The sequence below is a fragment of the Nocardia harenae NBRC 108248 genome (assembly GCF_001612885.1).
GTDB classification, from domain to species: Bacteria; Actinomycetota; Actinomycetes; order Mycobacteriales; family Mycobacteriaceae; genus Nocardia; species Nocardia harenae.
Map to the genome: position 1 here is coordinate 787,765 of NZ_BDBH01000004.1, position 21,709 is coordinate 809,473.

A 21,709-nucleotide genomic window follows, 5' to 3' on the forward strand; every position below is an offset into this window, starting at 1 on the left:
GCGCATGGCGCCGGTCACATCCGGCCAACCATGTCGGGCATCCGCGACGAATACCACCTACAGTGCGGTCGAGCCGACAGCAGGGAGATCCGGTGAAGTTTCTGCTCGCGTTCAACGGGACCCGCGGCGACGTCCAGCCCGCCGTGGTCGCCGGTGCGGAACTGCAGCGGCGCGGGCACGACGTGGTACTCGGCGTCCCGCCCAACCTGGTGGAGTTCGCCGCCGCCGCCGGGCTGGACGCGCACCCCTTCGGCTACGACACCAGGGCGCACATGAACTCCGAGCCGGTACAGGCGGTGCTGCGCGGCGGCGGGCCCCGGCAGCGGCTACGCGCCCTCGCCGAGGTGCGCGATCTGGGTTGGGCGCAGGGCGTGCGCGACATGGGCACGCTCGCCGACGGCGCGGACGCCATCGTCACCGGCTTCGTCACCGAGCAGATCGGGCTCGCCTACGCCGACGCCCGCGGCATCCCCGGCGTGCTCATCCAGCACGCCCCCATCCGGCCCAACCGCAGCACGTTCCCCGTCCCCGGGGTCTCGCCGACCCTGCCCGGCCCGGTGAAGGCCGCGGGGTGGTGGGCCGCCGAGACCGCCATGTGGGCGCTGACCCGCAACCGGCAGAACGCGCTGCGCCGCGCGCTCGGCGCCCCCGCCCGCGCCCCGCGCTCTCCGCGCGCCACCGCGGAGATCCAGGTCTACGACCCCGTGCTCTGCCCTGAGCTGGCCCGCGAGTGGGCGGGCACGAACCGCCCGTTCACCGGCTTCCTCGACCTCACCGCGGACCAGCGCGCCCGCATCGGCACCGACTCCGGCGCCGACCTGCTGGAGTGGATCGAGCGCGGGGAGCCGCCGCTCTACGTCGGCTTCGGCAGCATGCCGATCGCCGACCCGGCCGCCACCGTCGCCGCGGTGACCGCGGCCTGCGCGCACTACGGGGTGAGGGCGCTGGTCAGCGGCGGCTGGCACGACCTGCCGGTGCCCGAGACCGAGACCATCCGCCCGGTCGGCGCCATCGACCACGGGCTGATCTTCCCGCGCTGCCGCGCCGTGCTGCACCACGGCGGCGCGGGCACCACCGCGGCCGCGCTGCGCGCCGGGGTGCCGAGCCTCATCGCCTGGATCGGCTCGGACCAGCCGTTCTGGGGGTCGGTCCTCGAGCGTTTCGGCGCGGGTGCCTGCACCAGGGCGCGTGGCCTCACCACCGAGCTCCTCATCGACAAGCTGCGCACCGTGCTAGCCCCGGAGACCGCGGCGGGAGCGAGGGCACTCGGCGCCCGGCTGCTCGGCCCCGACGAGGCCCGCACCCGCTGCGCCGACGCGCTGGAGGCGAGCCTGGACCGCACGGCGGCGGGAGCGGGCGGGTGGTGACGCTGCGCGCGGCCCGGATGCAGCCGGAGGACAGCACCTACTGGTTCGTTCGCGAGGCATTCGGCTGGTCGGTGGTGCTGCAGCTGGTCTGGCGCTTTCCGCGCCCGCCGGAACCCGCGGCGCTGCGCGCCTTCGCCGCCGGGCTCGCCGACGGCGTGCTCTCGCGGCGCATCGTCGTCCCGCGCACCCCGCTGGCGCGGCCGCGCTGGCAGCACGAGCCGCACCCCGCCGTGCTGCTCACCGACCCCGGCGCCATCCCCGCGGGCAGCGTCGAGGCCTGGGCCGGCGCCGAACTCGACGGCGCCCCGCTCGATCCGGAGCGCCGCCCGAGCTGGCGGCTGCGCGGCACCGCGCTCGACGACGGCGGCTACGCCCTCTCGCTCACCACCCTGCACCTGGTCGCCGACGGCCGCACCATGGTCACCGCCGCGCTGGACGCGCTGGCCGGAACCGCCGCCGACCCGCTCCACCGCCGCCCCGAACCGCGCGCGCTCGCCGACACCGTCGACGGCATCGGCGTGCTCGGCGCCGCGGGTCGCGGCATCGCCCGCGCGGCCGCGGCAGCCACCCGAACCCGTTCCACCGCACCGGAGATCACCCGCGACCGGGGTCCCGCGCACGAGCGCGCCCCGCTGGCCCGCCCGGCCTGGACCACCGTCACCGTCGCCGCCGAGGCATGGGAGAAGGCAGCCCGCGCGCACGGCGGCACCCCGAACACGCTCTTCGTCGCGGTGCTGGCCGGGGTGCTGCGCGCCGCGGGCTACACCGGCACGCTGAAACTCGGCATCCCGGTGAGCACCCGCGCCGACGGCGACGACGAGCGCGGCAATGCCACCGCGGGCGTCTCGGTGCCGCTCGCGGGCGACCCAGCCCCCGGCGACGACCTCACCGCGCTGCGCCGCGCCTGCAAGGCGGCCTTCACCCGGCTCGCGGCCGGAAACCGCACGCCCCTGGTGCATCTCACCCCGCTGCTCGGGCTGCTGCCGACCAAGGCCGTGGTGAAGGCGGTGAGCTCCGGCTCCGGCATGCCGGACGCCGTCGCCTCCAACCTCGGCGACTTCCCGGCCGAGCTGGCCCGCGTCGGCGATGTCACCGCGAGCGCCGTCGCCTTCCGCGGCACCGCCCAGGGCGTCGACCCGGCACTCCCCTACCGCTTCGGTGACGGGGTGCAGTCCTGGCTGCTCCGCATCGGCGGCTCGATCACCTTCTCGGTCGCGGCATTCGACGAGCAACACTTCCCCGGCGACACCCTGCGCACCCTGCTCGGGGCCGAACTCGACCGCTGGGGCGTGCCCCGGGTGCTGTGGTGAATCCCAGCGATCACCGCCCGACCGGCGGAGATGCGATCCCGCCGCGGAGCCACTACCCTGCGGGAATGGACCGTGTTGCCGGAGCAGACGAGTCATACCTCCTCGCCGAACGGCTTTTCGGGATGTCGGCGCCGATCCAGTACGCCTGGATCTTCCCCGCCGCGCCCGATCCCGCCGCGCTGGCCCGATTCGGGGATCAGCTGGCCGCCGGGCTACTGAGCCGCAAGGTGGTTCCCGCGGTGGTGCCGTTCGCCAGGCACCGCTGGGTCCGCTCGCCGCACCCGCCGGTGCTGCGCATCGAACCGGAGCCGGTGCCGGATGCCGAGATCGGCGCCTGGGCCGACCGCACCCTGCGCACCGCCGACCTCGACCCGGCCGCCGGGCGCGGCTGGCAGCTCGTCGGCGCCGACACGGTGTCCGGGAAATTCGTGCTCTCCCTGCTGATCTCGCATATGGTGGCCGACGGCCAAGGGCTCTACAACGCCCTCGCCGCCGCGCACGCGGGCACCTCCGTGAGCGGGCTGCCCACCGAGGACCAGGTGCGCGGCTGGCCCAGAGTCCGCGCCGACCTGAAGGATTCGCGCACCGCGCTCGCCGAGGCGGCGTCGTCGGCCAGGGTGATCGGCACCGAGCTGTGGCGGCAACGCAAGGCCGCCAGGCCCGCCGCCGCGCCGAAGGCCGCGCCGCGCTCGGGAACCGCGCAGTCCGGCTCCACCCTGGCCATCGTCGACGTCGACCGGCACGCCTGGACCGCCGCCGCGACGGCCGCGGGCGGCACCGGCGCCAGCCTCTTCACCGCGCTGCTCGGCGGCCTGGTGCGCCGCTCCGGCTACCCGCTCGCCCCCGACGGGCTGCTCAAGGTCTGCATCGCGGTGAGCAATCGGGAGGACGGCGACGACCGCGCCAATGCCTCCGGCGGCGTCTGGATCCGGGTGCCGGGCGAGATCGGCCCCGACAGCGGGCTCGCCGAGATCCGCGCGCTCAGCAAGCAGGCCTTCATCGAGTATCGCTCGCGCGACGACAAGCTCACCGAGAACCTGCAGCCGGTGGTCCGGCTGCTGCCCAAGGCGGTCATCCGCAGGCTCATGCGTTCCGTGCCCGGCCCCGACACCACCGTCTCGAACCTCGGCGCCGCCCCGGACAGCGCGCTGGAGATCGGCGGGCAGCGCGCCGAGTCCTTCGCCATCCGCGCCATCATGCAGGGGCAATCCCCCGCCGAGCGGCGCAGGCAGGGCCCGGCCATCGCCGCCTGGGCGGTGGAGTACGACGACAAGCTCACGCTCACCTTCTTCGGCATCGACCCGGACCACTTCGGCGACGCCGAGCAGCTGCGCAAGGCGATCGCCGCCGAGCTCGATTCCTGGGGGTTGGCGGGCACGCACTGGTGAGGGTTCAGCGCAGCCGCTGCCGCCTGGCCGCGAACTCCGCCCGCCGCCGGGCCGGGGTGGTGCCGGTCCACCGCTTGTACGCGTGGATGAAGCTGGCCGCCTCCGCGTAGCCGAGCCGCACCGCGATCTCCTCCACCGAGTCGCTGGTCTCGGCGAGCAGCCGGTCGGCGGTGGCGTGCCTGGCCTGGTCCAGCAGCACCCGGAAGCTGGTCCCCGCCGCGGCCAGCCTGCGGCGCAGCGTGCGCGGGCTGACGCTGGCCCGCGCCGCCAGGTCCTCGAACGAGGGCGCGCCGCCGCCCGGTGCTGCCAACCGGGACCGGAGCTCGCGCGCCAGCGCCGCCGCGTGGGGGTCGCGGCGGCGGGCCAGCAGCGCCCGGCACTGCTCGATACAGCGGGCGTGCGTCTCGGCGTCGGCGTGCGGCAGCGGCCGGTCGAGCACCTCGACCGGGAAATCCACCGAGCTGCCCGGCTGGCCGTAGCGCAGCGGGCGGCCCATGAGCCGCTCCAGCGCCGCGGCGTGCGCGGGCTCGGGGTAGGAGAGCCGCACCGCGCTCGGCAACTCCGCAGCACCCGTCAGCTCGGCGATCACCGAGAACCCGGCGAGCAGGTCGCGCTCGATGATCAGCGGGCGCAGCTCCTCGGGCAGCCCGTGGTCCAGGTAGTGCACCCGGAGCAGCTCCTCGTTCACCTCGATCCGCGCACCGCCGAAGGCGTAGCTGAGCTCCCAGTACTCCACCGCGACGCGCAGCGCCGCCCCCACCGTCGCGCTGGTCAAGCAGGCGTAGCCGTACACCCCGAGCGTGCTCACCCCGTGGTAGCGGCCGAGCGCGAGGCCGAGCGCGGGCGGGTTGCCCAACCCGGTCGCCAGGTTGCGCAGCGCCGTCAGCTCCTGCCTGGCCGAGACCACCGAATCCGGCCCGAGCAGCTCCGGGGTGCGCACCCCGGTGCCCGCCAGCACCACGGCCGGCGAAAGCCCGCGCTCCAGCGCGAACTCGACGATAATGGCGATACCGAGCCCGGCGCGCGGGGTCTCGGCGGCGATCTCGCCGGTCGCCCGGTACGGCCGCGGTCTTCCGGTGGGCATGAATCGCACCCTAGCGACTCTTCCGCAACCGAATGGCCGGTTTAATCAATTCGTTGTCCGGCACTATCCTTCTGCCCGGCTCCGGACCGGCTTAGGTTCACCTGAGGTTCGTGGTGTCCCCGAGGAGCAATCGTATGCAGCCCACCAAGGTCGCCGTCATCGGCTCCGGTGCCGTCGGCACCGATCTGCTGATGAAGGTGCTGCACGGCGCCCCCGGCCTGGAGATGGCGGCCCTGATCGGCATCGACCCCGACTCCCCCGGACTCGCGCAGGCCGCCGAGCTCGGCATCCCCACCTCGTCGCGCGGGCTGGCCGGGCTGCTCGCCATGCCGCACTTCGCCGAGATCGAGCTGGTCTTCGACGCCACCACCACGGGGGCGCACCGCGCCAATGTCATCGCGCTGGCCGAGCGCGGCAAGCGGATCGTGCACCTGACCCAGTCCGCGCTCGGTGTCCGGGTGGTGCCGGGGGTCAATCTGGACGCGCATGTCGGCGCGGGCAATATCAACGTGCTGACCGGCAGTGCCCAGGCCACCGTTCCCCTGGTCGCCGCCATCGTCACGGTGACTCCGGTGCTGGAGGCGGTGGTCGACGCCGTGGTCGCCGGGGCAGGCGCCCGGTCCATTACCAGGGACCGGATCGCCGCGGTCACCGATACCACCGCGCACGCGCTCACTGCCGTCGGCGGCGCGCGGAGCGGCCGCGCCTCGGTCAGCCCGGACCGCAGCGACCCGCCGCGCGCCCCCGTGACCACGTTGCGCGCCGCCGTCGGCGAGCTCGACCGGCGCGGCCGGGCCGCGGTCACCGCCGCCGTCCGGGAGGCCGCGAGCCGGGTCGCCTGCTACTCTCCCGGCTTCCGTCTCACCGGGGAGGTCGCGATCGAGCAGGTCCGGGCGCGCACCGACGAGGTGACCGTGGGGCTGGAGCTCACCGGCGCAGGCGCGCACCTGCCCGTGCACGCGGGCAACCTCGACCTCATGACCGCGGCGGCCGTCCGGATCGCGGAGCGGGTCGCGGTCAGCGCGGCGCGCTGAACGTCACGGTGACGGGAACGTCGTCCTGCCAGGGCTGGCGCGTCACCATGTCGGCCACGTTCACCTCGCCGCGCTCGAACTCGCCGGTGGCGGCGTCGACCAGCCGGTAGCTCTGGGTCTGCCGCTGAATCGGCTGCGCGTCCAGCAGCACCACCCGCACCTCGCCCGGCTCGAACCCGCAGCGCTCCTGCAGCGCCGCGATGAGCTGTTCACTGTGCATGTGCCCGTCGCCGAAGTTCCAGCCGAGCGCGGTGCTGCAGATGCGCTCGCCGTCGGTGATCACGTACTCGCCCTGCCGCCCCTCCGGCATGGCCCGGTGCACCAGCGTGAAGAGCGCGCGGCCGTGCGTGTTCATGGCACGGAAGGCGTAGCCGAGATATTGCAGGATCTCCGCCCTTCCCTCGCCGTAGAACTTCTCCAGCTGCGCCTGCGGCATGGCCGCGATGGCGACCACGTGCTTCCCGATCTTCGCCGCCCCCGACGGCTTCACGCACCACACCGTGGTGTCCCAGTTCCCGGCGTAGTACCGCATCCCCGGCAGGAACGAGACCCGCCGCGGGAACAGATTCCCGGTGATCACCACCGCCGCGCTCACCGCGGGGAGCAGCAGCACCGCCGGATGCTCCAGATCACCGAGCCCGACCTCGGCGTTCCCCACGAACAGCGTCACGATCCCGATGATCATGAACACGTTCCACTCCAGCGGCACCCCCATCGGGATAGCCGTCAGGATCACCAGGTGGAAGCTCACCATGATGGCCGCCGCGACCGCGGTGACCCAGCTGCCCGTCGCGAAGAAGAGCACCACCGGCACCAGCAGCTCCACCGCCGTCCCGCCGTGCGCGAAGAACCGCGCCCGGCGCCCCGGCCGCAGATCGTCCGGGAAGTCCTCGAAGAACGAGCGCTTGAGCCGCTTGGAGCGGACCATCGGGCTGTTCGACATCATGGTCGCCACCACGAACGGGAAGTGCTTGTTCAGCTTCGAGGTGGCGGCGCCCATCCAGATCACCACGAAGATCAGCTTGGCCGCCACGATCAGGTCGGCGCCGGTGAAAAGGAATGTGACGGTGAGGGTTCCGTACACCTCGCCGCGGGCGGCGAGGAAGATCACCTTGTCGCGCAGCGCGAGCACCGCGAGCAGGGCGAGGACAAGCGCGATCTGCCAGACCGGCAGCAGGCCGACGCCGTACCCCGGATTCGGGCGCGTGCCATCGCTGCACAGCGCGATCACCACCGCGATCAGCAGCGCCGCGTACAGCGCCACATCCACCGGCGTCCGCGCGGTGCCCTCGGTCAACGGGATCCGCGGCCACGGCGGCAGCCGGATCGTGCGCGGCCGCAGCCAGTACAGGATCGACCCCATGGGCGGGTTGTACCGATTGTTCAGCGGTCCGAACCCGCAGCCCAGCCCGACCACCTCGAACAGCAGGGTGAACAGGACGACCTTCTGGAAGACGATCGGCTCGGTCCACCACTGCGAGATCGGGCCGTCGATGCCCTCCGTGGACAGCGCGATCAGGTACAGGGCCAGCAGGTAGGCCAGGATCTTGCCGACGTAGAACAGGTGCAGCACCACCGGCGTGCCGAATCCGACCTCGGCCCAGTGCCTGGCCATGGGGCGGATGCGCTCGGCCCTGGTGCCCGCGCGCCAGCTCTCCAGGTCGACGACCGGCAGGTCTGGGGTGCGAAAACCCATCGGGAACCTCCGCGTCGCGCATCCGGGCCGGGTGGCCCCGGTCACGGTGACACGTGTTGCAGTTTGCTGTCAATCGTTTGATTGGATTCCGGTCGGCCGTGACCGAGATGCGCCAGACCCGGGAGCGTGTTCAGCGGGTACAGGGCGGCATCGGCGAAGACCTCCGCGCGCGGACGTGGGCGCACGCTCTGTGCTCAGAGTGCACGCGGGCCGCCGAGGGCTCCGGCACGATCTACATTCGGGAACCGAACGGTTGGAAACAGGTGAGGAGGCAGCGATGGCCGTCGTGTTCCGATCGAGCGACTACGCGCCGGAGGATCGAGCGGACGCCACGCGCGTCGCGATGCAGGAGCAGTCGGTGCCGTCCTGGGTGATACTGCCCGACCCGGACGCCGTCGACTCGCTCATGCAGGTCTGGATGTACGGTCAGGCCTGCATCTTCCGGGCCGAGGTGACCGGGTTCCGGCTGCTGCGCTCGCCACGGCAGGTGCGGACCGGGCCCGCCGAGATGCTGTCGATGACCGTGCAGGATGCCAGCACCGGCCTGCTCGGGCAGTACGGAAACCAGCAGGTGCTGCGCCCCGGCGAGCTGTTCCTCACCGACCTGAACGCGCCCTACGACTACGGGCAGCCCACCTACGGCAGCTCCTCCTGCCTGCAGGTGCCGATCGAATCGCTCGGGCTGCCGCACGAGGTGGTGCGCGACGCCGCGACCCGGCTGACCGCCAGCCCGCTGTACACGCTGGTCACGACCCATATCGGCGAGCTGACCCGGCGCGCGGAGGAGCTCTCCGCCGAGCCGGCCGCCGCCGCGCTCGGCACCACCGCGACCGACCTGGTCCGCACCCTGCTCGCCTCCGCCTACGACATGGCCTACGCGCGCGGGCTGATGGCGGAGATGCTGCTGCCGCGCATCCGCGGCTACGTCCGCGGGCACCTGGGCGACCCGGAGCTGACCCCGGCCCGGATCGCGCGGGCGCACGACATCTCGGTGCGCAGGCTGTTCCAGCTCTGCGCGGAGGCCGGGTTCAGCCTGGAGCAGTGGATCATCGAGGAGCGGCTGGCCCGCGCCCGCGACGACTTGCTGCGCGATCCGAACGCGCCGGTCGCCGCCGTCGCCCGCCGCTGGGGCTTCGTGAACCACGCGCACTTCAGCCGACGCTTCCGAGCCGCCTACGCGTTCTCCCCCGGGAGGCGCGCCGCGCCGCGCGTGACGCCGAGGGCACAGAACCGTGCGCTGGGAGTCGGCCAGGGCAGCCGCACCCGGCTTAGCGTGTGCGCGTCGCCCCCTTCGAACCGGAGAACCCGCCATGAGCAACAGCCCCGACACCATCGTCCTCGTGCACGGCCTGTGGATGACCCCGCGCAGCTGGGAACACTGGGTGGAGTACTACGGAGCCAAGGGCTTCACCGTCCTCACCCCCGGCTACCCTGGGTTCGAGATCGAGGTGGAGGCGCTGCGCGCCAACCCGGAGCTGATCGCCGAGCTCACCGTCCGCGACACCGTCGACCACCTGGCCGCGGTGATCGAGGCGCTGCCCGCGGCGCCGATCATCATGGGCCACTCCTTCGGCGGCACGCTCACCCAGCTGCTGGTCGACCGCGGGCTCGGCGTGGCCGCGGTGGCGATCGACTCCGCGCCGACCGAAGGTGTCCGGGTAACGCCGCCCTCGCAGGCCAGGTCGCTGTTCCCGGTGCTCAAGAGCCTGTCCAACCGGCACAGGGCGGTGGGGTTCACCGCGGAGGAGTTCCACTACGCCTTCACCAACACCATCGACGAGGCGGCCTCGCGCGCGGCCTGGGAGCGCTACCACATCCCCGCGCCGGGCAACTGGGTGTGGACCTACGGCGTCTTCGAGAACTTCCGGCCAGGTCATCACGAGACCTGGGTCGACTACGCGCGCGAAGACCGGGCGCCGCTGCTCTTCATCGCCGGCTCCGAGGACCACATCATGCCGCCCTCGGTGAACCGGTCGAACGCCAAGCTCTACCACAAGTCGAAGGCGGTGACCGACTTCCACGAGTTCCCCGGCCGCTCGCACTGGATCTGCGCGGAGCCCGGCTGGCAGGAGGTCGCCGACCACGCGCTGGAGTGGGCGCTCGCGCAGGCGGCCCGGCCCGCTCCCGCCGCCGACTGACCCGCGGCACCGGGGGTAGAATTCCTACTCCGCGATCATGGTCTGCCCCGGGACGTCCCGCACCGGGCGGTGCGGCGGCTGCGGCCCGGCCACGCGCTCACCGACGTGGTGCGTATGTACCTGCTGCAGCTTGCCGCCGTCGCAGGCACCGCCCCCGAACTATCGCGGTGCGCCAGCTGTACAAGGTGTGGGCGGGCACCGGGACCGGGCTGGCGGATCACATCATCGCGCTCCGCCTCGCCCGGGCCAGGGAGACCCTGCGCACCCACCGCCACCTCACCATCACCGCCGTCGCGCACCGCCACGGCTTCACCGACGCCACGCACTTCGCCCGCTGCTTCCGCGCCGCCTACGCCATGAGCCCGACGGAGTGGCGCAGGGCTCCCGCCTCGGCGGGCGGGTGATCAGGGCAGGCCGGTGACGAAGGCGTGGAGCGCGGCGACGAACTCCGGCCCGCCCATGATCGAGCCGCCCACGGCGCCGCCGATCAGCACGCCGAGCGGAATGCTGACGCCCCAGATCAGGAACAGGCAGGCGCCGAGCAGGCCGCCGAGTATGGCGCCGCCGACCACGCCGGGCAGATTCCTGTTGATCTGTTCCACGAGCCGGTCGTAGGAGCTGATGTCCTGCGCCCGCGCGACGTCCGCCGGTGGTGTCAGCGTCAGGGTGCGGCCGTCGGCGCCGATGTGGTGGGCCAGGGTGATCTCGCGGCCGTCGGCGGCGTACCGGCGTGGCACCTCGAGCACCGGCGCGCCGTCGCTCGTCGCCAGGAGTACCGCGCCGGTGTCGGCGAGCTGGAACCGGCCGTTCTCGACGGTCGCGGTGACGGCATCGCCGATCGGTGACACGGCGATCCGGTAGCCGATCCCGTGGTCGATTCCCGTTGTGCTGCTTGCTGTTCCACTCGGAATGTCCGCGTGGGCGGTCGCCGAGGTAATGGCCAAGGCCGAGGCTGTCATGAGAACAGCGGCGGTCGTCTTCCCGAACGTCATGCTTCGAACCCCTCTACGCGGTGTGCCCTGATAGGTGGATCGAGTCGGACCGTGAGCGGTCGTCGGCGTGCAGGAGTGTACCCAGGGGGTCGCTGTTCCCCGGCGTGCAGGGTCGTACCGCTCCCGGCGGTATCCGGGGTGGTCGTGGCTCTCCGGGGCGCCGTCCAGGAAGCGGCGTGCACCCGCAGCGGATCAGGCGGCGATGGCGGCGCCGCAGATCCCGCAGGACTCGAACTGCTTGCTACCCCAGCGCAGCACCGGGATGAAGAAGATGGTGAGCTGGGTGTACTCACGCAGCCGGGTCCACTGGGTGGTGTTGTGGCAGCGCGGGCAGGTCCGGGTGGCGCCCGGGCCGATGGGCTTCTGTTTGCGGCCGTATCCGAAGAGGAGGAACACCCCTCTCAGCGTAGCCGGGCGTGGCAGGCGGCCACGGGCACGGCGACGAGGATGCGGCGCGGGCCGGTGCGGAAGCGGCGGGCGTGCGCGGTCGCGACATCGTCGACCGGGGTCGGCACTGCGCCTCACCGGACAGCTGCCCGCGGCCGCTGCGGGAGATCTGCCCGCTAGAAGCCGAGCCGCTCGGCGACCTCGGCGACGCCGGCGTCGGTGAGCGAGCGGAGCAGGAGGTCGGCGCCGGAGAAGTCGAGTTCCGCGGTCATGGCATTGGGCACAGCGACGACACGCAGCCCGGCCGCCCCGGCGGCGGCGATGCCGTTGGCCGAATCCTCGACGGCGATGGCATCGGCCGGGTCGATGTCGAGGCTGTCCAGGGCGAGCCGGTACACGGCTGGGTCCGGCTTCGGTCGCGTGACCCGGTCCCCGGTGGCGAGCACGGCGAAGCGCTCGAGCAGCCCGAGCCGCTCCAGGTGCTCGCCGACCCACTTCCGGCCCGAGCTGGAGGCCAGCCCGACGGCGAGCCCGAGCGCCTCGGCCTCGTCCAGCCACCCGACCACGCCCGGACGCACCACCTCGTCCGCGACGAGCGCGAGGTGCCTGGCCAGCCGCGCGGCGCGCAGTTCCTCGTGGTCGACGGGGTGGCCGACGAGCTCCTCCAGGTGCCGGGCGGCGTCCCAGCCGTGGGTGCCGATATTCGCGGTCCAGAGCGTCCGGTCGAGCTCGGCGCCGAGGCCGGTGTAGGTCTCCTGCCAGGAGGTGTAGGCGGGGGTCTCGGTATCCAGGATCAGGCCGTCGAAGTCGAAGATCACCGCACGGAGTGCCACCGCTTCACCGTACGCGGGCGACCCGGTCTTCCGCGCGCATCGCGTGCCGACGCAGGCTGCCCGACGGCGCTACAGGCCGAACTGCCGGACCAGCCCCGGGAGCTGATCGGGAGTCAGCCCGGCGGCCACCACGATCCCGGCGTCGTCGAAGATCGTCCTGGCGCGGGCGATATGGTCGGCGGAGGTCACCACGACGGCATCGCGGGCGCCGATATCGCGCAGGATCTGTGCGGTGTATTCGGCGTTCTGCACGGTGGATGCGGCCTCGGATTCGATATATATGCGCCCCGGCGCGATTCCGTGTGCGATCAGCCAGTCGGCCATCGCCGCGGCCTCGGTGACGCCCTGCTGCGGATTGCCGCCGGTGACCACGACCGGCGAGGCGGGCGCGAGCAGCGCCTGGACATAGCCGGCCTGCAACCGCTCCACCAATTCCGGCCGCATGGTGCCGTCCGGAAGTAGCCCGTAGCCGAGAATAACCACCGCGGTCTCCGGTCCGCGCACCGCGGGCGGCCCGGCCACCGCCGTCGCCCCGCTCGGAATCACCGCGCTGAGCAGCGATTCCAGCCCGGCGGAGCCGGAACTGGCGCCGGCGGTGGCCGGAATGGCGACCGCGGCGGCCAGCCCGGCGAGCGCGCCGCCCGCCTTGCGTAGCGGACGAGGTGCGGGTTTGCGATGCCTACCGGCCATGGAATTCCCCTGAACTGCGCGCGGACGAATACCTCCATGGTCGGGTGCGGGCACCGCGGAATTCACGGATCGCCGCGTTGTCTGGACGGATCACGAACTCCGCACCCCGGCATTGACACTGGGACGGTGACGTTGTGAGGTGCTACCGGGCCGGTCGGAAGAAGTTGTGACGGTAGGGTGGGCGCATGGGCGAACAGCGCGACGGGGTCGAGCTGACCAATCTGGACCAGCCGCTGAGCCAGGACGCGGCGGCCACCAAGCGCGACCTCGTCGACTACCTGGATGCCGTCGCCGACCGTATCCTCCCCGGCCTCGCCGACCGCCCGCTCACCGTGCTGCGGGTACTGCGCGGGCGGGCGCCGTTCATGCAGAAGAACGTACCCAAGTACACCCCGGAGTGGGTGCGCACGGTGCCGATGTGGGCGGAGTCCTCGCACCGCGAGGTGCGGTACGCGCTCTGCGACGACCGGCGCACGCTGCTCTGGCTGGCCAATCAGCGCGCCATCGAATACCACCCCACGCTCGGCCTCGCCGCCGACATCTATCGCCCTACCCACCTCATTCTCGACCTCGATCCGCCGGCGGCCAGCGATTTCGCCGCCGTGGTCGCGGTCGCGCACCTGGTGCGGCGGGCGCTGGCGGACTGCGGGCTCGCGGGCGCGGTGAAGACCAGCGGCGCCAAGGGTGTGCACGTCTTCGTCCCGGTGGACGACAGCGCCCCGGTCGACGATGTCGCGGCCGCCACCCGCGCGCTCGCCGCCAGGGCCGAGGCGCTCGACCCGGACATCGCCACCACGGCGTTCATCGTCGAGGACCGGAAGGGCAAGGTCTTCGTCGACTCCACCAGGGCGGGCGGCGCGACCGTTGTCGCCGCCTACAGCCCGCGCTTCCGGGCGGGCACCCCCGTGTCCTTCCCGCTGGACTGGTCCGACCTGGACCGCGTCACCCCCGCCGACTTCACCGTGCGCACCGCGCTCGACGCGCTGGCCGGGCGCGACCCGTGGGCGGCGGCCATGCCCGCGCCGCAGCGGCTGCCCGCCGAGCTGATCAAGCACGGCCGCACCATTCCGGTGGCGAGGGTGGCCGCCATGCACGAGGGCAAGCGCAGGGCCAAGGCCAAGCGCGAGGCCGGGTAACGATCCGGACAACCACCCGGAAACCGCACCTACACTCGCAATCATGAGTAGCTGGGTGCTTCCGCTTTTCCTCGGGCTCGGCCTCGCGGCCGCCTGCGGGTTCCGTGCCTTCCTGCCGCTGCTCATGCTGAGCGTCGCCGCCCGCTTCGACCTGTTCGGCGTGGATCTCAACGAGTCCTTCGCCTGGATCGGCTCGACCGGCGCACTGGTGGCGCTGGCCGTCGCGGCAGGCGCCGAGCTGCTCGCCGACCTCATCCCCTACGTGGACAACCTGCTCTCCGTCGTGGGCAACGTCACCGGGCCGATCGCGGGCGCCATCGCGGCCGGGTCGGTGTTCCAGACCGCGGATCCGAGCACCGCCGCCATCGCCGGGATCATCGTCGGCGGCCCGACCGCGCTGGCCTTCAGCACCACCCAGACCGGGGTGCGCGCGGCCAGCACCGCGACCACCGGCGGGCTGACCAATCCGGTGGTCTCCATCGTGGAGAACATCCTGACCTTCTGCACGGTCCTGCTCGCCATGGTCCTCCCGGTACTGATTCCGGTGCTGCTGGCCGGGCTCTTCTACCTCATGTGGCGGGTCACCCGCCGGTTCCGGCGGCGCCGCGCCGAGGTGGCAGCGCCGGTCTGACCGGGCGGCCCCGGCCGGTAGAACCGGCAATTCGCCGTTCACCCCCCGCCCTGTACCGTCGCTGAGGACATCGCGGGCGAGAGAGTGTGGAGGGTGCGTGGGCGAGTCGATGACCTGGGTCCAGGCTTTGGTACTCGGGCTGGTGCAGGGGCTCACGGAGTTCCTGCCGGTCTCCTCGTCGGGGCATCTGCGGATCGTCTCGTCGGTCTTCTTCGGCGACGACGCGGGCGCCTCCTTCACCGCCGTGACCCAGCTCGGCACCGAGGCCGCGGTGCTGGTCTACTTCGCCAAGGACATCGCGCGGATCATCGTGGCCTGGTTCGCCGGGGTCGGCGCGCGGCTGCGCGGCAGGCGGAAGCCGATCGAGCGGACGGTGCCGATCACCGACCAGGTGACCACGAAGCTCCCGGTCTACAACCCGAACGAGCCCGCGACGATGAAGCTGCCGGTGGTCACCGAGACCGCGGACGCGCAGCGCGATCTCGACTACCGCATGGGCTGGTACGTCATCATCGGCACCATTCCGATCGGGCTGCTCGGCTTCGTCTTCAAGGACGAGATCCGCACCGGCGCCAGGAACCTGTGGCTGGTGGCGATCATGCTCATCGTCTTCGCGCTGGTGATCGCCGCGGGTGAGCACTACGGCCGCAAGCTGCGGCCGCTCGAGCAGCTCAGCACCAGGGACGGCATCATCATGGGGCTGGCCCAGTGCCTGGCGCTCATCCCCGGCGTCTCGCGCTCCGGCGCCACCTCCACCGCCGGGCTCTTCCTCGGGCTGGAGCGCGCCGCCGCCGTGCGGTTCTCCTTCCTGCTCGCCATTCCGGCGGTCACCGCCTCCGGGCTCTTCAGCCTGCCGGACGCCTTCGAACCCGCCGGTGAGGGGCTCAATGCCTCCGGCCCGCAGCTGCTCGTCGCGACCATTCTCGCCTTCTTCGTCGGCTACGCCTCGATCGCGTGGCTGCTCAAGTTCGTCGCCAACCACTCGTTCTACTGGTTCGTCGGGTACCGCATCATCCTCGGCTTCGTCGTCATCGGGCTGCTCGCCACCGGCGTCGTCGCCGCCACCTGACGCATGACGAATCCCGCTCCCCCGGATACGAGGGAGCGGGATTCGATCACCCGCGGGCGAAGTCGGCCAGCAGCGCGGGCACCGCCGCGTCGAAACCGGCGACGTCGAGCATGCCGGCGTCGGACGGGTCCGCGATGCTGAAACCGGTCGCGGTCATGCCCACCACCACCAGCTTCGCGGCCGGATTCACCTCCCGCCGGTACTGCTTCAGCGCCTGGAAGGGGTGCGTCTGCCCGGCCCAGGTCTCGTTGTCGGTGTACACGGAGAACACATCGACCTCGAGGCCCGTGCGCAGCGCGTGCAGCATCGGCAGCGAGCAGTCGGTCGCGCCGAACGGCAGGTTCGCCGTGCCGGCGAGCACGTCGTCCAGCCGCTGCCGCGGCCCGATCGCGAGCGGCCGCAGCCCGGAGCCGTCCTGCCGGCGCTTTCCGGCGGCGGTGAAGCCGACGATGGTGTGCTCCCGCTCGGTGGCCGCGGTGACCATGGCGAGGGCGGCCGATGCCTCCCGCGCGCTGATCGGCAGCCCCGCGATCATCGCCCCCATCGAGCCGGAGACGTCGAGCGCGAGCAGGTGCCGCTTCCCGGTGGGCCGGACCGCCTCGAATGCCGCGTAGAACGCGGCGTCCAGTGCGTCCACCACCGGCCGCGACGGCTGCCAGCTGCCGCCGCCGCGCACCCCGCGCCCGGAGGCGTAGGTGCGCAGCGCGACCAGCACCGCGATCGGGTGCACCCGGCCGCGCCGCAGCCGCTCGGCGTCGGTGAGCTGCGCGCACACCGCCGCCGTGCGGTCGCCGAGCGGGTCGAGCAGCCCGAGCCCGGTCAGCCGCGGCAGCTGCCGCAGCAGCGCCGTCTGCGGAATCCCGGTGTCCAGCAGCGCCTCCCACACCGCGCGCTCGCTCAGCGCGTGGTCGGGCAGCATCTCCCAGGACAGCCGGTACTCCCGAACCAGCTCGGGCAGCGCGGCGACCGGAGCCGTCCGCGCCCGCTCGAACCCCTCGATGATCCGCAGCCCGTCCAGCGCGGGCTCGCGCCCGCAGATCCAGTCGAAGAGCCGCTTGCGGTCGTCCTCGGTGGTCACCGGGTGCGCCAGCCGCAGCAGGTCGCGGTGCGACCAGCCCTCGCGCTGCCGGTACTTGACCACCTGGAACGCGAGGGCGTCGACGCTCTTGGCGGTGTACCAGTGCGCGACGCCACGGCGCAGCCCGCGGCCCCAGCCGCGGAACTGCTCGATGTAGCGCGCGAACAGGAACAGGTGCGTACCCGTCCGCGCCACCAGCGGCAGCGCCGCAAGCGCGGTGCGCCTGCCGTCGGCATCGCCGAGCGCGGCCGCCGCGGCGAGCGCGAAGAGCGCCGGGTTCGGCTTCGGCGCCCGGCCGGAGGTGGAGATCTCGACGATCTCGCGCACCAGGCCGTCGGTGCGCTCGCTCGCGAAGTGCAGCACGACCTCGGCATTGTCCGCGGTCAGCTCGGGCGCCCGCACGGAGAAGGTGCCGCCGTCGGTGCCGAGCGTCAGGAATCGGCGAAGCCGCACCTCGGGCGTCACGGCGAAGACGAAGCCGCCCGCGGAGTTCGGCACCTGCTCCGGCCGCGCGCGCTCGCCCTGTGGGGTCTTGCGGCGATTGATCTTCGACAGCACGTCCATTGTGGTTCCTCCTCCCGTGCGGTCACGGCGATCCGGGTGGGCGGTCGTGGGGTGCCGACCGGCAAAGTGCTCTACCAGCTGAGCTACGGGAGCCCGCGCTCCCGGCAGGACTCGAACCTGCGACCGCTCCAGTGAAAGTGGTAACCGATCAACTCCGGCCCGCCCACCTCGGATTGCCTGGAGAGAACTGTAGGGAACGAGCACCGGACGCCGCCAACCATTTTCGGCGCGATCCGGGACGCGGTCTTCGAGGCGCTGCGGACCGAGCCGGCCGCCGGAATCGGGATCGACCGGCCCGGATCAGCTCCGCTTGCGCCCCGGCAGCGGGTGCGGCAGCACGCCGTCGGCGAAGTAGAGCAGTGAGCCGCAGCTGTCGCAGCGGTAGGCGTGCTGCTTGTCGACCAGCTGCCCGAGCTCGCTCGGCGCCTCGGTCATGAACCCGGTGTGGCCGGTGACGAAGCCGATCTGCCCGAGGTAGCGGCGCGGCTGCTCGCACCACGGGCAGTCCAGATCGATCCGCGCGGCCCTGCGCTCGAACTCGGCCGCGCGCTCGGCGATCCGCTGCTCGGCCTGGCGCACGTAGTACTGCCCCTCGGAGACGGTGATCCGGCTCGGCGCGCTCCACGGGCTCTCGTAGCCGCTCTCCAGCGCGGTACGCAGCTGCGCGAACTCGGCCCGTGACACCGGCACCACCCGGCTACCGCGCAGCCCGCCCGCCACCCGGAAGGTGACCTCGGCGCGCGAGATCCCCTCCGGCAGACCATCGTACAGCCGGACCCGCTGCGGGTCCGACCTGTCCGGGCTGTACTCGATCCCTTGCTTCGCCACGCGGCCACGCTAGCGGTGCCGGGTTACCGGCCAGGCAACTCCGGGAACATTCAGTCCCCGTTGTTCTTGGATACTATGGCGGCACGGCTCGACGGAAGGACATCCGATGCCAGCTCCACGCAGGGCGGCACTGCTTGTGCTCGCCGTATTACTCGGCGCCGCAATATTTCTCGTTCCCGCCGCGCCGGCGTCGGCGACCGGGATCGTGCGCTGGGAGAACCGGGTCAGCGACCGCATCCTGGACATCGGCATCTCCTCGCCGAACCTGGAGGGGCCGGACTGGTCGGTCAAGGTGGTGCGGCTGTTGCTCCCGCCCGGGTGGTCCAAGGACGCGAATCGCACCTGGCCGACGATCTGGGTGCTGCACGGGGGGTTCGACAACCACAGATCGTGGAGTGACAACGGGGATCTGGCGGCGCTGACCGCGGGGCGGGAGGCGATCTTCGTGCTGCCCGAGACCAGTTGGTGCAGTGCGTACACCGACTGGTACAACGGCGGCAACTGGGGGGCTCCGGCCTGGGAGAAGTATCTGCTCGAGGATGTGCGGACGACGCTGGAGTCCGGATACCGGGCCAATACGACGCGCGCCGTCGCGGGCAACTCCATGGGCGGGCTCGGCGCCATGAAGTTCGCGGCGAAGTACAGCGGGATGTTCCAGTCGGCGGCGTCGTTCAGCGGGAATGTCGATCCGCTGCACGAGTCCGGCGCGCCGGGCGGCCCGGACCGGCCGGGGCAGGGCTGCGGCGCGGACTGGCGGCGGGTGTGGGGCGACCTGCCCGCGCAGCGCGACATCTGGCGGGCGAACAATCCGTACAGCCAGGTGAACCGGCTCACCGGCATCCCGCTCTTCGTCTCCTACGGGCAGGCCGACGGGATCGAGGCGCAGTTCTACGAGCAGAACTACCGCTTCGTCGACGCGCTCCAGGGGGCGGGCGCCCAGGTCGACGAGCGCTACGTGCCCGACCAGGGCCACAACTGGGACGCCTGGAGGATCCAGATGGGCAATGCCCTGCCCATGCTGCTCTCCTCGGTCGGCGCGTAGCTCGTCCCGGCAACCTAGGCCAGCACCTCGCGGACGACCGCGCCGATGGTCCGCGCCTGCACCGCGTCGGCGGCGATCAGGGGCGGGCGAACCGCGGCCGGAAAGCCCGGGAGACGTTCCGCGAGAGCGGCTTTGGCGGCGGAGATGTCGACGAGCGGCAGCGCGCGGCGGCAGGTGCCGTAGCGGTCGAACAGCTCTTGCACCCGGGCCGCCTCGAGCACGGCGCGGCGCTCGGCGTCGGTGCAGGCGGCGAACTCGCCGGTCGTCCCGTTCACCAGCAGTGCGCGCACCCTGGCCGCGCCGAGCAGGTGCAGCTGGTCGCGCACCGCCGCCGGGTCGACCGCGCCCGAGCGCTGGAACGGGGTCAGGGCGGCGGCGACCGGGGAGAGGGCGCGGGCGGACATCTGTCCGGGACTAGGTAATGTCGATCTTCGCGGCACAGGAGGTTCGATGGTCAGCTTTTTCACACCGGACGGCGATGCGATGATCCCGGAGCCGATCGCGCGCAGCAGCTGGGGCGGCGGGCACCTCGGCGGCCCCGCCGTATGCGGGCTCATGGCGCGCGAGGTCGAGCGGTACTGCCCGGAGGGGTTCGTGCCCGCCCGGATGACCGCCGACCTCTTCCGCCCGGTGCGGGACCTGCCGATCACCGTGCAGAGCGAGGTGGTGCGCACCGGAAGGCGGATCACCGTCGCGGACGCCAGGATCGTGCAGGACGGCGCGGTGCGCGCCCGCTCGACCGTGGTCTTCCTGAGCACCGGCGCTCCGCCGCCGGGGCAGCTCTGGCGCCCGGAGCGCGAGCTGCCGGTGCCGCCGGTCGGCATCGTGCCGCCGGAGGGCGGGCCCCCGCTCTTCCGCAGCGGCGCGTCGGAGTGGTCGGGCGAGTACGCCGACCACCAGAACGCCGAGCGCAAGATCTCCTGGCACGCCATTCCCGCGCTGGTCGCCGGGGAGAAGCTGACCCCGTTCCAGCACGCCGCCATGGTCGGCGACACCGCCAACCACATCTGCCACTGGGGCTCCGCGGACGCGGCCTACATCAACGCCGACATGACGCTCACGCTCTCCCGGCTGCCCATCGGCTTCGAGCTCGGGCTGCGCGCCGAGGACTCGCTCGCCTCCGACGGCGTCTCCATCGGCACCGCCACCATGTACGACCGCATCGGCCCGCTCGGCACCTGCGTGGTGAGCTCGCTCTCGAACGCGGACCAGCTCATCCACCACAACGCGCCCGGCGCTGAATGATGCACTGATCGATATCTCGATAACCGACAGCTTCGGACGCGGGCGCCTTCCTGGCTGCCGGGGCGGCGCGCGGCTCGGCACCGATCTGTTCCCGCTCGGTACTGTCGTCCCCACCGAAGTGGTGGCGGCTCCGAGCACTCCGGTTAACAACGGGCGCGCGCGCGGATATCTTCGGGCGGAACCCGCCGTGCGCCCGGACCCGGACCACGCCGGACGGGTTCGCGCTCCCTGGAGGCAGCCGTGCCAACTCCCCTCGTCCGGATCTCCGCAACTGCGGCGGCGCTCGCCCTCGCCGTCCTCTCCCTGACCGCCTGCGACGACGAGACCGGCACCGCGACCCCGGCCGCCCCGTCGTCGGCCGCCCCGGCCGCGGGCGTCCCGGCGCCGGGTGGCCGCTCGGGGCAGTCCACCGTGCGCACCATCGGCAAGACCGGCTGGTACGACGATTTCACCATCACCGTGGACCGGGCCACCGTGGTCCCGGACCAGTACGGCGGGGCCGCGGTGACCATCGACCTCACCTACGCCAATACCGGCCTCACCGACCGCATGCTCGGCCTCACCCCGACGCTGCTGGTCAACGGCGAACTCGACGGCGGGGCGACCTTCGACAGCCCGACCGTCGCCGCGGGCGGCAAGGGCAAGGGCAGGGCCGAGACCCCGGTGCAGTCGCTGGACGACGCCGAGCACCTGATCGACACCCTGACCATCGTCTACGGCACCGCCACCGACAACCAGACCATCATTCCGCTGGACGCAGGCGAGCAGGTGCAGAGCGTGCAGCCGCGCAGCTTCCCGATCACCGCCACGCTCACCCAGGGCGACACCACCGCGACCGTCACCGAGGCCACCCTGCACCCCAGCTACAGCACCGGCGACCGCGGCAGGTCCGATCTCGCGCTGCACGTGACGCTCACCGGCGGCGGCGGAATTCCGGCGGGCGGCGCGAACATCTACTACCAGTACTTCAGCGTCCGCACCCCGGACGGCCGCACCGTGCCCGCCGATTTCAAGGGGCCGATCAACGAGCTGCTCGCCGCGAACCAGACCATCGACAAACCGGACAACTTCGCGGTCTTCGTCGTCGACTCCCCCGGCACCGGCACGTACACCCTCTCCTACAACGCGCTCGGCGCCGAGGGCGAGGGCTCCGCACCCACCGCGGCCTTCACCCTGAACTGACCCCCGGAAACGCCG

22 protein-coding genes and 1 pseudogene are annotated in these 21,709 nt (G+C 72.3%); 13 read left to right on the forward strand and 10 right to left on the reverse strand.

All coding sequences use genetic code 11. From position 1 onward, the window contains the following. Nucleotides 1–92 precede the first annotated feature (92 nt). From NH2_RS09740 to NH2_RS09750, 3 genes are all read left to right on the forward strand, one after another. On the forward strand, nucleotides 93–1,367 hold the full coding sequence (locus NH2_RS09740; protein WP_067651455.1) for a glycosyltransferase: 1,275 nt from the start codon (nucleotides 93–95) through the stop codon (nucleotides 1,365–1,367). Next, nucleotides 1,361–2,677, forward strand: coding sequence for a hypothetical protein (locus NH2_RS09745; protein WP_067651462.1), 1,317 nt, complete (start codon nucleotides 1,361–1,363; stop codon nucleotides 2,675–2,677). Before NH2_RS09740 ends, NH2_RS09745 begins: the two co-directional genes overlap by 7 nt. 65 nt (nucleotides 2,678–2,742) lie before the next feature. Beyond that, on the forward strand, nucleotides 2,743–4,065 hold the full coding sequence (locus NH2_RS09750; protein ID WP_067651469.1) for a hypothetical protein: 1,323 nt from the start codon (nucleotides 2,743–2,745) through the stop codon (nucleotides 4,063–4,065). A gap of 4 nt (nucleotides 4,066–4,069) precedes the next feature. Here the strand turns inward: NH2_RS09750 and NH2_RS09755 are convergent, their stop codons facing one another. After that, nucleotides 4,070–5,149 (reverse strand): AraC family transcriptional regulator, encoded by a 1,080-nt coding sequence (locus NH2_RS09755; protein WP_067651473.1) that lies wholly within the window; start codon nucleotides 5,147–5,149, stop codon nucleotides 4,070–4,072. 134 nt (nucleotides 5,150–5,283) lie between these two features. On the opposite strand from NH2_RS09755, the gene NH2_RS09760 reads away from it, so the two are divergent. After that, entirely contained in the window at nucleotides 5,284–6,183 is a 900-nt protein-coding gene (locus NH2_RS09760) for a Gfo/Idh/MocA family oxidoreductase (RefSeq protein ID WP_067651478.1), read from the forward strand. Here NH2_RS09760 and NH2_RS09765 read toward each other — a convergent pair. Together NH2_RS09765 and NH2_RS29700 are read right to left on the reverse strand one after the other, a co-directional pair. After that, nucleotides 6,167–7,879 (reverse strand): DUF3556 domain-containing protein, encoded by a 1,713-nt coding sequence (locus NH2_RS09765; protein WP_067651481.1) that lies wholly within the window; start codon nucleotides 7,877–7,879, stop codon nucleotides 6,167–6,169. The two genes, NH2_RS09760 and NH2_RS09765, sit on opposite strands and share 17 nt — an antisense overlap. 636 nt (nucleotides 7,880–8,515) lie before the next feature. Beyond that, nucleotides 8,516–8,725, reverse strand: coding sequence for a hypothetical protein (locus tag NH2_RS29700; protein ID WP_067651484.1), 210 nt, complete (start codon nucleotides 8,723–8,725; stop codon nucleotides 8,516–8,518). Nucleotides 8,726–8,777: 52 nt separating this feature from the next. On the opposite strand from NH2_RS29700, the pseudogene NH2_RS29705 reads away from it, so the two are divergent. The 3 genes and pseudogenes from NH2_RS29705 to NH2_RS29710 form a co-directional block, all read left to right on the forward strand. Next, nucleotides 8,778–9,059: pseudogene (locus NH2_RS29705) on the forward strand (helix-turn-helix domain-containing protein); the annotation flags it as partial. Nucleotides 9,060–9,189: 130 nt separating this feature from the next. Next, nucleotides 9,190–10,017 carry an alpha/beta hydrolase gene (locus tag NH2_RS09775; protein WP_067651487.1) on the forward strand — a complete coding sequence of 276 codons (828 nt, stop codon included), beginning with the start codon at nucleotides 9,190–9,192 and terminating at the stop codon, nucleotides 10,015–10,017. A gap of 167 nt (nucleotides 10,018–10,184) precedes the next feature. Then, on the forward strand, nucleotides 10,185–10,421 hold the full coding sequence (locus NH2_RS29710; RefSeq protein ID WP_067651492.1) for a helix-turn-helix domain-containing protein: 237 nt from the start codon (nucleotides 10,185–10,187) through the stop codon (nucleotides 10,419–10,421). Here NH2_RS29710 and NH2_RS09785 read toward each other — a convergent pair whose 3' ends face one another. The 4 genes from NH2_RS09785 to NH2_RS09800 form a co-directional block, all read right to left on the reverse strand. Next, on the reverse strand, nucleotides 10,422–11,009 hold the full coding sequence (locus NH2_RS09785) for a DUF8020 domain-containing protein (protein WP_501193505.1): 588 nt from the start codon (nucleotides 11,007–11,009) through the stop codon (nucleotides 10,422–10,424). It lies immediately after the preceding gene. 192 nt (nucleotides 11,010–11,201) lie between these two features. After that, a complete protein-coding gene (locus NH2_RS09790) occupies nucleotides 11,202–11,405 on the reverse strand; it encodes a zinc-ribbon domain-containing protein (protein ID WP_067651503.1) in 204 nt (67 codons plus the stop codon). Nucleotides 11,406–11,572: 167 nt separating this feature from the next. Beyond that, entirely contained in the window at nucleotides 11,573–12,229 is a 657-nt protein-coding gene (locus NH2_RS09795; protein ID WP_067651506.1) for an HAD family hydrolase, read from the reverse strand. Nucleotides 12,230–12,298: 69 nt separating this feature from the next. Then, a complete protein-coding gene (locus NH2_RS09800) occupies nucleotides 12,299–12,919 on the reverse strand; it encodes a YdcF family protein (RefSeq protein ID WP_067651509.1) in 621 nt (206 codons plus the stop codon). A gap of 185 nt (nucleotides 12,920–13,104) precedes the next feature. Here NH2_RS09800 and NH2_RS09805 point away from each other — a divergent pair, with 185 nt between their 5' ends. The 3 genes from NH2_RS09805 to NH2_RS09815 all read left to right on the forward strand — a co-directional run bounded on the left by NH2_RS09805 (nucleotide 13,105) and on the right by NH2_RS09815 (nucleotide 15,755). Beyond that, nucleotides 13,105–14,055, forward strand: a complete 951-nt coding sequence (locus tag NH2_RS09805) for a DNA polymerase domain-containing protein (RefSeq protein WP_067651512.1) — start codon at nucleotides 13,105–13,107, stop codon at nucleotides 14,053–14,055. A gap of 43 nt (nucleotides 14,056–14,098) precedes the next feature. Beyond that, nucleotides 14,099–14,686: a DUF4126 domain-containing protein gene (locus tag NH2_RS09810; protein ID WP_067651522.1), complete on the forward strand. Its 588-nt coding sequence runs from the start codon at nucleotides 14,099–14,101 to the stop codon at nucleotides 14,684–14,686. 97 nt (nucleotides 14,687–14,783) lie between these two features. Then, nucleotides 14,784–15,755, forward strand: a complete 972-nt coding sequence (locus tag NH2_RS09815; protein WP_245650491.1) for an undecaprenyl-diphosphate phosphatase — start codon at nucleotides 14,784–14,786, stop codon at nucleotides 15,753–15,755. Between the two features lie 46 nt (nucleotides 15,756–15,801). Here the strand turns inward: NH2_RS09815 and NH2_RS09820 are convergent, their stop codons facing one another. Both NH2_RS09820 and NH2_RS09825 read right to left on the reverse strand, forming a co-directional pair. Next, nucleotides 15,802–17,397: a TROVE domain-containing protein gene (locus NH2_RS09820; RefSeq protein WP_067651525.1), complete on the reverse strand. Its 1,596-nt coding sequence runs from the start codon at nucleotides 17,395–17,397 to the stop codon at nucleotides 15,802–15,804. Between the two features lie 300 nt (nucleotides 17,398–17,697). Further along, nucleotides 17,698–18,225, reverse strand: a complete 528-nt coding sequence (locus NH2_RS09825; RefSeq protein ID WP_067651529.1) for a hypothetical protein — start codon at nucleotides 18,223–18,225, stop codon at nucleotides 17,698–17,700. A 106-nt stretch (nucleotides 18,226–18,331) separates the two neighbouring features. Between NH2_RS09825 and NH2_RS09830 the strand changes: the two genes are divergently transcribed. Further along, on the forward strand, nucleotides 18,332–19,267 hold the full coding sequence (locus NH2_RS09830) for an alpha/beta hydrolase (RefSeq protein WP_067651532.1): 936 nt from the start codon (nucleotides 18,332–18,334) through the stop codon (nucleotides 19,265–19,267). 14 nt (nucleotides 19,268–19,281) lie between these two features. Here the strand turns inward: NH2_RS09830 and NH2_RS09835 are convergent, their stop codons facing one another. After that, complete coding sequence (locus NH2_RS09835; RefSeq protein WP_067651534.1) at nucleotides 19,282–19,671, reverse strand: dihydrodipicolinate synthase family protein; 390 nt, start codon at nucleotides 19,669–19,671, stop codon at nucleotides 19,282–19,284. Nucleotides 19,672–19,717: 46 nt separating this feature from the next. Between NH2_RS09835 and NH2_RS09840 the strand changes: the two genes are divergently transcribed. Together NH2_RS09840 and NH2_RS09845 are read left to right on the forward strand one after the other, a co-directional pair. Next, the gene (locus NH2_RS09840) at nucleotides 19,718–20,512 is read left to right on the forward strand and encodes a thioesterase family protein (protein WP_067651535.1); all 795 of its coding nucleotides are present in this window, start codon (nucleotides 19,718–19,720) and stop codon (nucleotides 20,510–20,512) included. A gap of 240 nt (nucleotides 20,513–20,752) precedes the next feature. Further along, nucleotides 20,753–21,694: a hypothetical protein gene (locus tag NH2_RS09845; RefSeq protein ID WP_067651537.1), complete on the forward strand. Its 942-nt coding sequence runs from the start codon at nucleotides 20,753–20,755 to the stop codon at nucleotides 21,692–21,694. Nucleotides 21,695–21,709: the final 15 nt, after the last annotated feature.